Here is a 14,904-nt window from a genome sequence, read left to right on the forward strand (position 1 = left end):
GTTGCAGCGGTAATTTCATACCAGACGGACAAAGTCTTTCTTCTAGGTCAAACGGAGAATTCGCGTGAACCGTGCCCTGCCATTCGTGTTCCTTCTTGCGTTGAGTGCCCCTGCTTTCAGCCAGACCGCCGACAGTCAGGGTGCGAAGCAATTGTCCGACGACTTGTCCCGCTATGTCGGCAAGCAGGCCATCGACAAAGGCATTTTGAAGGTTTCGCTCGAAGGTGGCGCCTACAAGATCGTGTTCGATTTCAAGGCACTTGCCGCATCATTTCCGGACCAGAAACTGCTGAAGTTCGACTTCGCGCCCTATGCCTTGATGGTCAAGCCGCGCAGCGACGGGTCCTGGGATGTCTCCATGGATTTCTCCCAAACCGCCTCCTTCGAGTTCAACGGACCCGAGGGGCTGCAAAGCACTCAGTTTTCGATCAAGGACGGCAAGGGCTCGGGCGTCTACGATCCAAATCTGGCGGCCTTCACCAGCGGCACCAGCTCGATGGCCGGCATGACGATGGCATCGAAGGATGCCAAGCAGCACATGGAAGCCAGCACGGGCGCCGGCATCGCGACCGTTGCCGCGACCAAGTCGGCGACCGGGGGCGTCGATTTCACAACCTCGCAGAAGGTGTCGAGTTTTGTCGAAGCGATCAATTTCGATGACCCCGAGAGCGGGCTGAAATTCCCGGTCACCGTCAGGTCGCCTGAACTGTCGGTCGAAGCCAGCGGCAAGGGCGTGCGGACCAAGCCATTGCTCGATCTCCTGGCATTTGCGGTGGCCAACGAGGACGAGGCGACGCTGAAGGACAACCAGGCGCAGCTCAAATCGCTTCTGCTCGCCGCCTTGCCGCTTTGGCAGCGTATCGACGGGACCTACGGTTTCAAGGATTTTGCGGTGGAAAGCCCGGTCGGCAATTTCGGCGCCACCCAGCTCAGCACCGTGTTCGGCACCGATGGCGTCGCCCAGAACGGCACGATCACGTACGGCATCAAGGCATCGGGGCTGACCGTGCCGACCCAGCTTCTGCCGAGCTGGAGCGTGGGGTTGTTGCCCACCGATGTCGATTTGAACTTTGGCGGCGCCAATATCGATCTCGACAGCATGGCGAAGAAGGCGATCGAAGCCTTTGATCTCAATAAGAATCCACCGCTGTCGGCCGAATTCGGCGAGCAGCTTAAAGTCGACTTCATGGCCAAAATGCCGAAGGTCGTGCTTGGCCACAGCACCGTGAAGAACAAGGACACGGAGATCGCGCTGGAAGGCGAGATGACATTCCTAGGCGAAAAGCCCGAAGGAAGCGTAACCGTCGATGTCGCCGGCTTCGACAAGCTTGTCGAAGGCCTGCAGGAAGCGGCAAAGTCGGAACCGGAGGTTGGCCAATACGTGCCAGTCGCTCTCATGGCGAAGGGCTTTGGCAAGACGCTGCCCGATGGCCGGCTGGAATGGATCGTCAATGCCAAGGCCGATGGCTCGGTCACCGTCAATGGCGTCATGCTGAAGCCCGCCGATCCGGCCGTGGACGACAGCGTGGATGATGGTGACGGCGCCGATGACAGCGGAGACGACAGCGGCGGCGCAGGTGCGAACTGAACCCCTGAAGCTGGAGTTCAGAGCCCCAGCGCGCTTGCGATCTTGGGCGCTGCCTCGTGCCAGTCCTGGACGACGACCACATCGTCCGTCACCGGCGGCAGGAATGCGCGCAGCGAATTGTCGGCCATCAGGTGGAACAGTTCGGCGTCGGCGACCGATTCCCGTACCGACGCCAGATTGTGCGGCTGATCGTCGACGAAAACCACCGGTCGGCCGGCCCTGCCGCGAAGCTTGGCCACTGCCGGTCCTTTGGCCATTTCAGTGGTCAGAAGCGGGTAGCTCAGCCCAAGCGCGTCGAGATGGACGCGACGCACGGCACGGTGCTTGTGCGGCATGGCCGTCAGCAAGATGATTTCCGCGCGGTCGCCAAACCCTGCCAGGGCTTCTGCAGCGCCGTCAGTAATGTTTTGCCAATCGGCTTGCGCGTCAAAGAAATCGGCCAGCAGTGCCGTGACTTCGGGCTGTTCGATCAGGCGGCCGCTAGCGGTCTCTGCTATGTTGCCGGTCAGCCGAAACGAGGCCAGCGTCAGGCCATAGCCGCGCGCCTTGAGGAAATTCGGAAACGGCCGGATGAATTCGAGCACGACATCGTCGACATCGAGGACAAGCAAGGGTCGGTCGTCGGCTACCAGTTCTTCAATCTGGCGCGCGGTTTCCGGATCATCGCTCATATGGAATGCTCGTGGTTGTCGTCGCCCAGCGGCAGCGACCGCAGCGCCTTGCCGACAGCAGCCGGCGGCGTGCCGGTTTCCTCGGCAAAGCGCATCAGCGTCGGCTCGTGGGCAAGAATGAACTGCAGCACACCGGCCATGAATCCCGGTTCGCTGGCGGCTTTGCGGATTGAATGCGCCTCTATGCCGGTGATCGCCAGAAAGCGCGGCAGCAGCTCCGGATCGGAGGCGACGAAGCCCAGGGCCTTCACGGCAATCGATTCCGCTTCTTCACGCATTGACGCTGCGTTTGCCATCACTACCTTCGGTGCGTGGAATGAGTCTCTCCCGCAATAATGGCAAGAGTTGCTGGCGGCAAGCGGTTAGAGCGGCGCCCGAGGTGGAATCCAAACAGCTTTTCGCACGGTGGATTTCCGTTTCGTCAATCATATTGCCGTAAAGTGAAGCAGGGTTTGGTGCGTTCAGACATGGGCGCATGACGGTCGCCTTCGAAGCGGAAGGGCAGCCGGGACGGGAAATCGATGCCGAAGAAGGTTATGATCGTCGAGGACAATGAGCTCAATATGAAGCTCTTTCGGGACCTCATCGAGGCAAGCGGTTACGAGACCGTGCGCACCCGCAACGGTCTGGAAGCGCTCGATCTGGCGCGCCAGCACCGGCCGGATCTGATCCTGATGGATATCCAATTGCCTGAAGTGTCGGGGCTTGAAGTGACCAAATGGCTGAAGGAAGACGACGAGCTGCACGTCATCCCGGTCATTGCGGTGACCGCCTTCGCCATGAAGGGTGACGAGGAACGTATCCGCCAGGGCGGCTGCGAGGCTTATATTTCGAAGCCGATCTCGGTGCCGCGTTTCATCGAAACCATCAAATCCTATCTGGGCGATGCGTGATGTGCCCTTTCAGCCGAGCCGGAGCCTTGTGAAATGACTGCGCGGATCCTCGTCGTCGACGACATCCCTGCCAATGTGCGGCTGCTGGAAGTCCGGCTGCTGGCCGAATATTTCGAAGTGCTGACCGCCACCAACGGGCCGGATGCGATCGAGACCTGCGAGAACGGCAAGGTCGATGTCGTGCTGCTCGACGTGATGATGCCGGACATGGACGGCTTCGAGGTCTGTCGGCGGCTGAAGAGCGATCCGGCGACATCGCACATTCCGGTGGTGATGATCACCGCGCTCGACCAGGTTTCCGACCGCGTCCGCGGGCTCGAGGCCGGCGCCGACGACTTCCTGACCAAGCCGGTCAACGATCTGCAACTGATGACGCGAGTCAAGAGCCTGGTTCGCCTGAAGTCGCTGACCGACGAGTTGCGGCTGCGCGCCTCGACGACGCGCAACATCGGCATCGAGGAGTTGCTCAGCCGCAATTTCGCATCCGAGGACACGACGCCCAAAGTGCTTTTGATCGACGAACGCAAATCATCCGTCGAGCGCATTCAGAAGATGCTGCGCGACCGCGCCGATCTCGATATCTCCAGCGATCCGCATGCCGGTTTCTTCCAGGCCGCCGAGACGTCCTATGAATGCGTGATGATCTCGACCGCGTTCGCCGATTTCGATCCGCTGAGGCTCTGTTCGCAGTTGCGCTCGCTCGATCGCACCCGTTTCGTGCCGATCATCCTGCTGGCGGAGGAGGGCGAGGAGGAACGCATCATCCGCGGCCTCGAACTCGGCATCAATGATTATCTGATGCGGCCGATCGACCAGCAGGAGTTGACGGCGCGGCTGCGCACCCAGGTGCGCCGCAAGCGCTACAACGACCAGCTGCGCGCCAGCGTCACCCAGACCATCGAAATGGCGGTGACCGACGGCCTGACGGGGCTGCACAACCGCCGCTATCTAGACAGCCATCTGCAGACGCTGTTCGATCGCGCGGTGGCGCGGCGCCGGCCGCTGTCGGTGATGATCACCGACCTCGACCGCTTCAAGGCGATCAACGACGCGCACGGTCATGACGGGGGCGACGAGGTTCTGCGGGAATTCGCACGACGGCTGCGCAAGAATGTCAGGGGTATCGACCTTGCCTGCCGTTTTGGCGGGGAGGAGTTCGTCGTGGTGATGCCGGACACCGAGGGCGCGGTGGCCGAGAAGGTAGCCGAGCGCATTCGCGCCGAAATCGCCCAGGCGGCTTTCGCCATCGGGCAGGACGGCAAGGCGATCGAAGTCACGGTCAGCGTCGGCGTGTCGTCGGTGCTGAAGGGGGTGGACACGGTCGCGGCGCTGATGAAGCGTGCCGATCTCGCGCTCTACGAAGCCAAAAGCGGCGGCCGAAATCGCGTCGTCGCCAAGGCGGCGTAGCGATCCAGCCCCGATTATCCTGTCAACCTGACAGGGTTACCCGTTTACCTTAATCCAAGCGATTCGCGAGCCTTGGTTAAGAAACTGTTGATTTTCATAAACTCTTGCGCAACTGTGCAGGCCTAGACGAAGCCGGCACGAGGATAGAAAGCCGGCTCCGATCCTGGGAATACCCCATGATGCTCAGGTCCGCCGCATCTCCTGGGTCCGTGGGGTCGGCCGGCCGGCGCTGGCACATAGTGGCCTCCTCGTACCGCTGCCAAACGCCGACCGGCCCCCTTTTCTCCAAAAGAACATTAGAACTCCGTGCCAAAGCACGGAGGAATCTGCGTTTTTGCACGTGAAATCGGAATACCCGTTTTAGCCGTTCCTACACAGTTTCGCTGTGAGGGCAGCCAACGATGAGGGGAAGAGCACCCCTTCCATTTCATACATATGGCGCGCAAGAGGCTTGCGGCAAGACCCGGCTCCTCCCGTAAAACCGCGACCCAAGCCAGGGTGCGGAAAACGGGAGTTACGATAATGATTTCAGATCATGCGGTTGTGATCGCCGGGGGTGGTCCGACGGGATTGATGCTGGCGGGCGAACTGGCGTTGGCAGGCGTCGACGTTGCCATTGTCGAAAGGCGGCCGGATCAGAAGCTTGCCGGCCTGCGCGCGGGCGGCCTGCATGCGCGCACCCTTGAGGTGCTCGACCAGCGCGGAATTGCGGATCGGTTCCTCTCGGAGGGCCAAGTGAGCCCGGCCGTGGGTTTTCACATGATCCGCCTGGACATCAGCGACTTCCGAACCCGGCACAATTATCTGCTGGCACTGCGGCAAAACCACATCGAGCACATCCTGGCCGACTGGGTCGGCGAGTTGAAGGTACCGATCTATCGCGGACACGAGGTTACGAGGTTTACGCAGGACGACAGCGGCGTCGACGTCGAACTGTCCACCGGTCACCGCCTGAGGGCCGCATATCTGGTCGGCTGCGACGGAGGCCGCAGCACCATTCGCAAGGCGACCGGTATCGAGTTCGCCGGATGGGATCCGACGATGAGCTGGATGATTGCCGAGGTCGAAATGTCGGAAGAACCGGCATGGGGCTTCCGCAGCAACGCCTCCGGAATTCATGCCCTGGGCAAGATCGAGGGCGGCAAGAAGGTTGGCGTCGTGCTGACGGAGCCATGCCTGGAGGCGCGCGGCGACCCGACCCTGCGCGAGCTCAGCGAGGCGCTGACTGCCATCTACGGCACCGACTTCGGGGTCCACAGCCCGACCTGGCTCTCCCGCTTCACCGACATGACGCGCCAGGCTGCCGCATATCGCGACAGGCGCGTGCTGCTGGCGGGTGATGCCGCGCACATCCATCCGCCGATGGGTGAGCAGGGCCTCAATATCGGCGTGCAGGATGCGGTGAACCTTGGATGGAAGCTGGCCCAAGTCATCAAGGGGATATCGCCGGAAAGCCTGCTCGACAGCTATCACGCCGAGCGTCATCCGGTTGCCGCCCGCGTGTTGCGCAATACGATGGCGCAGGTCGCGCTTCGCCGCACGGATGACCGCAGCAAGGCCTTGGCCGACACTGTTGCCGAGTTGCTCGGCATGGATGAAGCCCGCAAGAAAATCGCCGCGGAGATGTCTGGTTTGGGTGTCCATTACGATCTTGGCGAGGGGCATCCACTGCTTGGGCGGCGAATGCCCGATCTCGATCTGACCACCGCCGGCGGGCCGTTGCGGGTCTTCACCTTGCTGCACGACGCGCGGCCCGTGCTGCTCAACTTCGGTGAGCCCGGCAGGCTGGATCTCGCGCCCTGGGCTGATCGGGTCCGGCAGATCGACGCCGGTTACGCCGGTATCTGGGACCTCCCGGTGCTCGGGAGGGTCGCCGCGCCCGGCGCCGTCTTGATCCGGCCCGATGGTTATGTGGCTTGGGCCGGGGCGGGAACCCAACAGGGGCTGGTGGACGCGCTGACCACCTGGTTCGGGTCGCCTGCTGCCTCAGATTAGCAGATACGATCGAAGCGCGATCGCGCGACCGCCTTGAAAGTATTGCGTCGCTCCCTCCGACAGGGCTCCTGACAGTTGGTTGACAGGAGCTTCCTTCTGTGCAGAAATTGGTTGGACCATTGGACCACTTGGAGGAAATGTGGACCAGAACAGCCTGCCACCCATTCAGACCACGGCGCGCGACGACGCCGTGTTGAAGGCGTTGGTGGGATTTGTTCGCGCCGAAGCCCTGCAGCCGGGTGAGAGACTTCCAACCGAACGCATTCTGGCCGAGCGGCTGAAGGTCAGCCGCAACACCGTGCGCGAGGCGCTGACGCGCTGGGAAGGGCTCGGCCTCGTCGAGAGGCGCCAGGGCAGCGGCACCTATCTCAAGGCGGCTGTTTCACACGATATGCTGCACATGCCGCTGACGCTGGCGGGCGGCAATGATTTCACCAGCCTGATGCAGACGATGGAGATCCGCCGCGCACTGGAGGCGGAGGCCGCAGCTCTTTGCGCCGAACGCGCCAGCCAGGCAGATATCGCCGAAATCGCACGCAAGCTCGACATCATGGAGCAGGCGTTCCGCACACGCGACGGCATGTCGTCGGAAGAGGATTGGGAGTTCCACCAGGCGATCTACCGGGCCTCGGGTAATCCGCTGTTCGAGCAGATCATCGCCGCCATGTACGAGTTGTTCCACCGCTTCTGGGAGCATCCGCTCGGCGTGCGCGACTTCGGCCACGCCAGCTTTCCCTATCACCGCACCATCTACGAACGCATCGCCGCGCGCGACCCGCAAGGCGCACGCGCCGAGGCGCTCAAGCTGATCGCCACCGTCGAAGACGATCTCAAGCGCGGTGCGGCCAAACTCCAACTTTCGAGCCAGACATGAACGAGCATCCATCAGGTTTCGATCACGACTATCTTGCCGAGGCCGCGACACTCTTGGCGCATGACGAACCGTTCCCTGGCGGCGCGGTGGTGCCGCCGATCTACCAGACCTCGCTGTTCACCTTCGCCAATTATGCCGAGATGGCCGATACCTTTGCCGGCAAACGAAAGCAGCCGATCTATTCGCGTGGCGACAATCCGACGGTGATGGAGTTCGAGGCGCGCGTGGCAGCGCTTGAGGGCGCAGAAGCCGCGCGCGGCTTTTCCAGCGGCATGGCGGCGATCAGCGCCACGGTGCTTGCGTTCGTTGGGGCAGGCGAGCGCATCGTGGCGGTGCGCAATTGCTATGGCGATGCCTACCGGCTGTTCGAGCGGCTGTTGCCTCGGCTCAACATCAAGGTCGACTATGTCGACGGCTCCGACCCGGATGCGGTCGCGGCGGCACTTCCCGGCGCCAAGCTGCTCTACCTGGAAAGCCCGACCTCGATGATGTTCGAGCTGCAGGACATCGCGCATCTGACACGGCTGGCCAAGGAACAGGGCATCGTCTCCACCATCGACAATTCCTGGGCGACGCCGGTGTTCCAGAAGCCGATCGCGCATGGCGTCGACCTGGTGCTGCATTCGGCCTCGAAATACCTTGGCGGCCACAGCGACACCGTCGCTGGCGTCGTCGCGGGTTCGGCCGCTCATATCAAGCACATCAACGAGCAGACCTATTCCTATCTCGGCGGCAAGCTGTCGCCATTCGAAGCCTGGCTGTTGCTGCGCGGCTTGCGCACGCTGCCGCTGCGCCTGCCGCACCACATGAAGAGCGGCCTGACCATCGCCGAACGGCTGAAGGCGCATGCCAATGTCGAGCGCGTCAACCATCCTGTCTATTCGAACCATCCGGGCAAGGCGACACTGGCCGGCTATGCCGGTCTGTTCTCCTTCGAGGTGACGGACGAGATCGACATCCCCGTCTTCGTCGATGCGATGAAATATTTCCGCATCGGCGTCAGCTGGGGCGGGCATGAAAGCCTGGTCGTGCCGGCCAAGGCGTCGCTGGAGCAGACGCCTGGCCTGAATTCGATGGCGCGCTTCGGCGTCAGCCCCCGAACCATCCGCTTCAATGTCGGATTGGAGAGTGTCGAAGACCTGTGGGCGGATGTCGCCCAAGCCTTCGAAAAAGCCAGAAAATAACAAGCGGGTTCAAAATGGGAGTCTTGAACATGAAAAAACTGACCGTCATGCTTGCCACCGTTGCGGGACTGGCGATTTCCGCCGGAAATGCCGTGGCCGATTCGACCCTGAAAATGGTCGAAGTCATCACCAGCCCGCCACGCACCGAGTTCCTGAAAAAGCAGATCGCCGAGTTCGAAACAGCCAATCCGGGCATCAAGGTCGAGCTGATCTCGCTGCCCTGGGGCCAGGCCTTCGAGAAATTCCTGACCATGGTGCAGGCCGGCGATACGCCCGACATCGTCGAAATGCCGGAACGCTGGATGGGCCTCTATGCCAACAACGCCCAACTCGAGGATCTTGGCCCCTATATGGCCAAATGGGACGACGCCAAAACGCTGGGCGACCGCGCCAAGCAGTTCGGCTCGACCGTCAACAACACCCAGTTCATGATCCCTTACGGCTACTATGTGAACGCGCTGTTCTGGAACAAGAAACTGTTCAAGGAAGCCGGCCTCGATGGTCCGCCGGCGACGCTCGATGATTTCATCGCCGACGCCAAGAAAATCTCTGCGTTGCCGGGCAAATATGGCTACTGCCTGCGCGGCGGGCCGGGCGCTTTCAACGGCATGCACATGTTCATGAACATCGCCGCCGGCAAGGGCGGCTACTTCAACGAGGATGGCACTTCGACGATCAACGAAGAAGGCTCGGTCAAGGGCCTGCAGATGCTGGCCGACATGTACAAGGACGGACTGGCGCCGAAGGATGCGGTGAGTTGGGGTTTCAACGAAACGGTCACCGGCTTCTATTCCGGCACCTGCGCCATGCTCAACCAGGATCCGGACGCGCTGCTCGGCATCGCCGACAAGATGAGCGCCGACGACTTCGCGGTGGCGCCACTGCCGGTCGGGCCGAGCGGCAAGTCCTATCCGACGCTGGGTTATGCCGGCTGGGCGATGTTTGCCAATTCGCAGCACAAGGACGACGCCTGGAAGCTGATGGCGACGCTTCTGTCGCCGAAGGACAATCTGGAATGGGCCAAGGAAGTCGGCGTCGTCCCGATCCACAACGGCGCCGACCAGGATCCCCATTTCAAGACCGAGCAGTTCAAGGGCTGGTTCACGGAGCTCAGCGACAGCTCAAAATATGAAATGGTGACGCCGCCGACGCATCTGGAGAACCTCGGCAATTTCGTCGACCAGGTGGCGATCAAGAATTTTCAGGAAGTGCTGCTTGGCCAGAAGACGGCCAAGGACGTCGCCGACCAGTGGGCTGCCTTCCTGACCAAGGAACAGCAGGATTGGCTGGCGAAGAACAAGAAGTAGTTTTTCTTCCCTTCTCCCCGTTCACGGGGAGAAGGTGTCACGAAGTGACGGATGAGGGGCGGCGCCACGCCTCGATAGGTTCGCGCTGCCCCTCATCTGCCTGCCCGTCCTCCGCAGCAGCTGCGGAGGGTGGACCGGCATCTTCTCCCCGTATAGCGACGGGGAGAAGGACGCTGTCCCCGACGCCGCTCCAGGGAGCTAGATCCACACCCAATGACCTACGCCGTGTCCGAAATACGATCCGCCGGCAAGCCGCGTCGCAAGCGGCTATCCCATGCCGCAATCGAGCCATGGCTCTATCTCAGCCCGGCGATCATCCTGCTGATCGTGGTGCTCTTGGTGCCGCTGGTCGTGGGCATCAGCTACTCCTTCCGCAAATTCTCCGCATTCAAGTCCGAATATGTCGGGCTCGGCCAGTATCAGGCGATGCTGTCGGATCAGGTGCTGGGGCAGGCGCTGGTCAACACGTTGTGGTGGACGGTCGCCAGCCTGTTCTTCCAGTTCTTCCTCGGCCTTGGCCTGGCGCTGCTGCTCGACAAGCCGTTTCGCGGCCGTAAGGCGGTGCAGGCGCTGGTCTTCCTGCCCTGGGCGGTGCCGTCCTTCTTGTCGGGCCTGACCTGGGCCTGGCTGTTCAATCCCATCATCGGCCCATTGCCGCACTGGCTGTTTGCGTTGGGGCTGAAAGCCGAGCCGACCAATGTGCTGTCCGATCCCTCAACCGCCATGTGGGGGCCGATCGTCGCCAATATCTGGTTCGGCATTCCGTTTTTCGCCATCACGCTCTTGGCGGCACTGAAATCCATTCCGTCGGAACTGCATGAGGCAGCGGCTATCGATGGAGCCTCGCCCTGGCAGCGCTTCACCAAGGTGACGCTGCCGTTCCTGGCGCCGACCATCGCCATCACCGTGATGTTGCGCACCATCTGGATCGCCACCTTCGCCGACCTGATCTTCGTCATGACCGAGGGCGGACCCGCCGGCTCGACCAACACGGTGCCGGTCTACATCTATGTCAGCGCCTTCAAGTCGCTGGACAAGGGCTATGCCTCGGCGGTGGCCGTGCTGCTGCTGGTCCTGCTCATTGCTTATGCGATCGCGCTGATCGGCATCCGTCGCACCCTGGTGAGGCACGTCTGATGATCGCAGGACGCTCAACCTCGCAGCGCTTCTTCGGCGGCATCGGCCTCTACGCGGCAATCGCGGCCTACGTGCTCTTTGCCCTGTTCCCGATCTACTGGACGCTAAAAATCTCGGTCACGCCGGAGCGGCTTCTCTATTCCGAAGGCATCACCTTCTGGCCGTCGCACATGACGCTGCAGAATTTCGTCACCGTGCTCGAGGCCACCGATTTTCCGCGTTATTTCCTCAACAGCGTCATCGTCTCGGTATCGACGGCGGCACTGGTGACAATCATCGCCACGCTCGCCGGCTATGCAATGTCGCGCTTCACCTTTCGCGGCAAGGCGGCACTGGCGCTGATGTTGCTTTTGACCCAGACCTTTCCGCTGGTGATGGTCATTCCGCCGATCTACCGCGTGATGGGTCAGATCGGCCTGATCAACAGCCTGACCGGGCTGATCATCATCTACACCGCCTTCAACACGGCCTTTGCCACCTTCCTGATGCAGTCGTTCTTCGACGGCATCCCGAAGGATCTGGAAGAGGCCGCGATGATCGACGGCTGCACCCGCGCGCAGGCGATGCGCAAGGTGATCGTGCCGCTGACGCTGCCGGGCATGGGCGCCACCCTCGGCTTCGTCTTCACTGCAGCCTGGAGCGAGCTTTTGTTCGCGCTGATGCTGATTTCCAGCGACGATCAGAAGACCTTTGCCGTCGGCCTGCTCACCTTCATCGGCAAGTTCGCCGTCGATTGGGGACAGATGATGGCGGCGTCCATCTTGGCGCTGATCCCGGTCTGCATCTTCTTCGCCTTCCTGCAACGCTATCTCGTCACCGGCCTGACCGCCGGCGCCGTCAAAGGATAGATCTATGGCCTCTGTTACGCTCGAAAAGGTCCGCAAGGACTATGGCGCCGTCCGCGTCCTGCACGCGGTCGACCTTGAAATCGCCGATGGCGAGTTCGTCGTCCTGGTCGGTCCGTCAGGCTGCGGCAAGTCCACACTCTTGCGCATGATCGCCGGGCTGGAGGAAGCTTCCGGCGGCGAGATCCGCATCGGCGAGCGGCTGGTCAATGACGTGGCGCCGAAGGACCGCGACATCGCCATGGTGTTCCAGTCCTATGCGCTCTATCCGCATATGGACGTGTCGAAGAACATGGGTTTCAGCCTGCTCTTGAAGAAGGCGCAGACGACGACGATCGATGCCAGGGTGGACGGCGCCGCCAAGCGGCTCGGGCTCGACACCTTCCTGCAGCGCCTGCCGCGGCAATTGTCGGGCGGCCAGCGCCAGCGCGTCGCCATGGGCCGTGCCATCGTGCGGGATCCCAAGGTCTTCCTGTTCGACGAACCGCTGTCGAACCTCGACGCCAAGCTGCGCGTCCATATGCGCGCCGAGATCAAGGCGCTGCACCAGCAGCTGAAGACGACATCGGTTTATGTCACGCACGACCAGATCGAGGCGATGACCATGGCCGACCGGATCGTCGTCATGCATGACGGGCTGATCCAGCAGGTCGGCGCGCCGCTCGATCTCTACGATCGGCCGGCCAACATGTTCGTCGCCGGTTTCATCGGTTCACCCGGCATGAATTTCCTACCGGCGACGGTTCGGGAGGGCGCTACCCCGGAGGCCGTACTGACCGACGGCCAGGCGCTGAGGCTGCCGGAAGGCCTGCCGCTCAAGGATGGTGACGCCATCACCGTCGGTTTGCGGCCCGAGCATATCAAATTGGCGGATGACGGCGCGTTGAGGGGCGAGGTGGGGGTGGTCGAGCCGCTCGGGCTTTCGACACAGTTCTACGTCAAGCTGGCCAGCCAGCAGCTTTGCGTCTTTGCCATGGGCCGTGCCGGCGTGAAGCCCGGCGACGAGGTACGGTTGGCGGCCGAACCACACCAGCTGCATCTATTCGATCCGAAGAGCGGTGAGCGCATCGGCTGAGGGGACTCAGCCAGGGCGGATGCGGGCAGCCGGATCAGGCGCAGTTATCGGGCGGGAATACACGGTAACGCTACATTTCAATTGGATAAAATAGCGGAACGTCCAAGAGACATTTCCGGAACCTAACAGGACCGCTTGGACCTTTGCGCGTAGAGCACAAGACCTTAGTCCCCCCGTCTTCTCAAAAGAACGGAGGTTATTTCGCCACGAACTAGGCCGCCGTCGGAGCTAGTCAACACCGACGGCGGCACCTGCAATATGGGTGAGTGGATTGTGTGCGGATATGGTGTGATCGCGGAAGGTGATGTAAATCGCTAACCGCGAGGGCTTCTTTTAGACAGCGGCGAGCTGTCCAACGGGTTCTCAGCCGACTTGGCCGATCGCCGCTCCTTCAGCCACAGGGACTTCTTTCTCCTTGCCAGGTTCTCGTCTCGAACGCTGTCTTCGGCGGTCACTCCGCCATGCATCGCGGCAATCACGTAGTCGGCTCTGTTGGTTCGAAAGTCGCCTTTTTGTACGGACATCGTTTTCTCCCAGTGCGAGGCATTTCCCCCCTTTTTGCCTGATACTGAAACTAACTGCCTATCCGTGGTGCAAGTCTACCAATCGGCGATTGTATTAAAACGATACACTCAGCAGGTATGGTGATGGCGCGATCGCACGAGAGGAGCCCATTCTGGCGGGGCTTCTTCATTGACCCGGTTGTGATCCTTGCGGGGGTGCCGCGGCGGGAGGGGTCGGAGCCTGCGGTGCGGGTTCCGTGGAAGGCGGGCGGGGCTGTCAGGCTGAGGCGCAGGCTGTGCGGCCTCTTCCTCAGTCAGAACCTGGTCAGTCCTGGCCTTGATCTCATCGGCCGTCTGCTGGCTTATCAGCCCGTTGCTGACGGCGAAGCCAGCAGCCAGAGCGACAAGGGCTGCAATGATTGCAGCTTTCAACTTCTTCGACATCCATAGGCGCCTTGTTCGTGACACCCAACCAGGGCCAAGGGTGCCGCAACCATGGCGAAGGGTCAATCCTTTGGCTGGAGTCTCTGCTCGGATGCAACGAAATCAATTGGCTACAAACGAAAAACGCCGCCCAATGGGCGGCGTTTCGGCATTGCAGCGGGAAACCCAGATTACTTGATCTTGGTTTCCTTGAATTCGACGTGCTTCTTGGCGACCGGGTCGTACTTGCGGAACGACAGCTTGTCGGTCTTCGTGCGGCTGTTCTTGCTGGTCACGTAGAAGAAACCGGTGTCGGCGGTCGACAGAAGCTTGATCTTGATGTTTGCGGCTTTGGCCATGATATCAGTCCGTTTGTTCGTGGGGTTTTGGCCGCTGGAGCACGGGGAAACACCCGGACGCGGGAAACTTGGCGCGACACATAAAGAACGCGCCCGGAAAGTCAAGCCCGGCAAGCCTCGTGCGATCCGCCTGAGCCTGCTGGTGAACGGAAATCATGCGGTTTCTGTCGCCGGTGCAGCAACCTTCTTCCAGTCTCCGGTCGTGTTCCACCAGCGATTCGGATTGGCGCGGTCGTCCAGCCCCTTGGAACGGCTGGCGAGAATCGGTTGAATGCGGATCACCGGTTCCTGATAGGAATGTGCTTGGAAAATCGCCTCGACGACACGAGCGGCCAGCGCCTGATCGTCCGGCAGTTCGAAGGAAACCTCGACCGTGCCGGGCCGCCGTCTCAATTCGGTTTCGGCGCCGGCGGCCGCACCGTCAAGCGGCCTGTAGCGTTCGATGCCGTGCGCCGACTGATAGGCATTGCGGTCGTATTTGCCCATGGCCAGCGGCGCAATCGCCACCACGGCATCCATGATGCGGTCGACGTCGGCGGCCGGAGCCTGGAACGTTACGAGCAGAAGCAGTGTCATTCGTAGCGATGTGGTTTCAAAGCCGCTGTCGATCATGGAAGTGTCCTCGAGTGTTTTGGGACGCCTT

Annotated in this window: 14 protein-coding genes; 10 read left to right on the forward strand and 4 right to left on the reverse strand. The window is 61.5% G+C overall.

The genetic code is table 11. From position 1 onward, the window contains the following. Positions 1-64: 64 nt before the first annotated feature. Positions 65-1,588 (forward strand): hypothetical protein, encoded by a 1,524-nt coding sequence (locus NKJ37_RS06640; protein WP_352440264.1) that lies wholly within the window; start codon positions 65-67, stop codon positions 1,586-1,588. Positions 1,589-1,605: 17 nt separating this feature from the next. Here the strand turns inward: NKJ37_RS06640 and NKJ37_RS06645 are convergent, their stop codons facing one another. After that, positions 1,606-2,259, reverse strand: coding sequence for a hypothetical protein (locus tag NKJ37_RS06645; RefSeq protein WP_023810532.1), 654 nt, complete (start codon positions 2,257-2,259; stop codon positions 1,606-1,608). Further along, positions 2,256-2,555: a DUF3572 domain-containing protein gene (locus NKJ37_RS06650; protein ID WP_127296144.1), complete on the reverse strand. Its 300-nt coding sequence runs from the start codon at positions 2,553-2,555 to the stop codon at positions 2,256-2,258. Before NKJ37_RS06650 ends, NKJ37_RS06645 begins: the two co-directional genes overlap by 4 nt. Before the next feature lie 225 nt (positions 2,556-2,780). Here NKJ37_RS06650 and NKJ37_RS06655 point away from each other — a divergent pair, with 225 nt between their 5' ends. The 9 genes from NKJ37_RS06655 (at position 2,781) to NKJ37_RS06695 (ending at position 12,976) form a co-directional block, all read left to right on the forward strand. Further along, the gene (locus NKJ37_RS06655) at positions 2,781-3,152 is read left to right on the forward strand and encodes a response regulator (RefSeq protein WP_013531932.1); all 372 of its coding nucleotides are present in this window, start codon (positions 2,781-2,783) and stop codon (positions 3,150-3,152) included. Positions 3,153-3,185: 33 nt separating this feature from the next. Further along, entirely contained in the window at positions 3,186-4,559 is a 1,374-nt protein-coding gene (locus NKJ37_RS06660) for a PleD family two-component system response regulator (RefSeq protein ID WP_128303387.1), read from the forward strand. A 522-nt stretch (positions 4,560-5,081) separates the two neighbouring features. After that, positions 5,082-6,554, forward strand: a complete 1,473-nt coding sequence (locus NKJ37_RS06665) for an FAD-dependent monooxygenase (protein ID WP_352773301.1) — start codon at positions 5,082-5,084, stop codon at positions 6,552-6,554. A gap of 139 nt (positions 6,555-6,693) precedes the next feature. Then, positions 6,694-7,428, forward strand: coding sequence for a FadR/GntR family transcriptional regulator (locus tag NKJ37_RS06670; RefSeq protein ID WP_128303389.1), 735 nt, complete (start codon positions 6,694-6,696; stop codon positions 7,426-7,428). Then, complete coding sequence (locus tag NKJ37_RS06675; RefSeq protein ID WP_128303390.1) at positions 7,425-8,612, forward strand: PLP-dependent transferase; 1,188 nt, start codon at positions 7,425-7,427, stop codon at positions 8,610-8,612. Before NKJ37_RS06670 ends, NKJ37_RS06675 begins: the two co-directional genes overlap by 4 nt. Before the next feature lie 29 nt (positions 8,613-8,641). Next, positions 8,642-9,919 (forward strand): ABC transporter substrate-binding protein, encoded by a 1,278-nt coding sequence (locus NKJ37_RS06680; RefSeq protein WP_127296148.1) that lies wholly within the window; start codon positions 8,642-8,644, stop codon positions 9,917-9,919. Between the two features lie 213 nt (positions 9,920-10,132). Then, entirely contained in the window at positions 10,133-11,056 is a 924-nt protein-coding gene (locus NKJ37_RS06685; protein WP_128303391.1) for a carbohydrate ABC transporter permease, read from the forward strand. After that, positions 11,056-11,904: a carbohydrate ABC transporter permease gene (locus NKJ37_RS06690; protein WP_027036797.1), complete on the forward strand. Its 849-nt coding sequence runs from the start codon at positions 11,056-11,058 to the stop codon at positions 11,902-11,904. Before NKJ37_RS06685 ends, NKJ37_RS06690 begins: the two co-directional genes overlap by 1 nt. Before the next feature lie 4 nt (positions 11,905-11,908). Further along, complete coding sequence (locus NKJ37_RS06695) at positions 11,909-12,976, forward strand: ABC transporter ATP-binding protein (RefSeq protein WP_352773307.1); 1,068 nt, start codon at positions 11,909-11,911, stop codon at positions 12,974-12,976. A 1,117-nt stretch (positions 12,977-14,093) separates the two neighbouring features. Here NKJ37_RS06695 and rpmG read toward each other — a convergent pair. Together rpmG and NKJ37_RS06705 are read right to left on the reverse strand one after the other, a co-directional pair. Next, on the reverse strand, positions 14,094-14,261 hold the full coding sequence (gene rpmG, locus NKJ37_RS06700; protein WP_006201775.1) for a 50S ribosomal protein L33: 168 nt from the start codon (positions 14,259-14,261) through the stop codon (positions 14,094-14,096). A 153-nt stretch (positions 14,262-14,414) separates the two neighbouring features. Then, positions 14,415-14,873: a YqfO family protein gene (locus tag NKJ37_RS06705; RefSeq protein ID WP_023810542.1), complete on the reverse strand. Its 459-nt coding sequence runs from the start codon at positions 14,871-14,873 to the stop codon at positions 14,415-14,417. Positions 14,874-14,904: the final 31 nt, after the last annotated feature.

The sequence above is a fragment of the Mesorhizobium sp. M0140 genome (assembly GCF_040322475.1).
Taxonomy (GTDB): Bacteria; Pseudomonadota; Alphaproteobacteria; order Rhizobiales; family Rhizobiaceae; genus Mesorhizobium.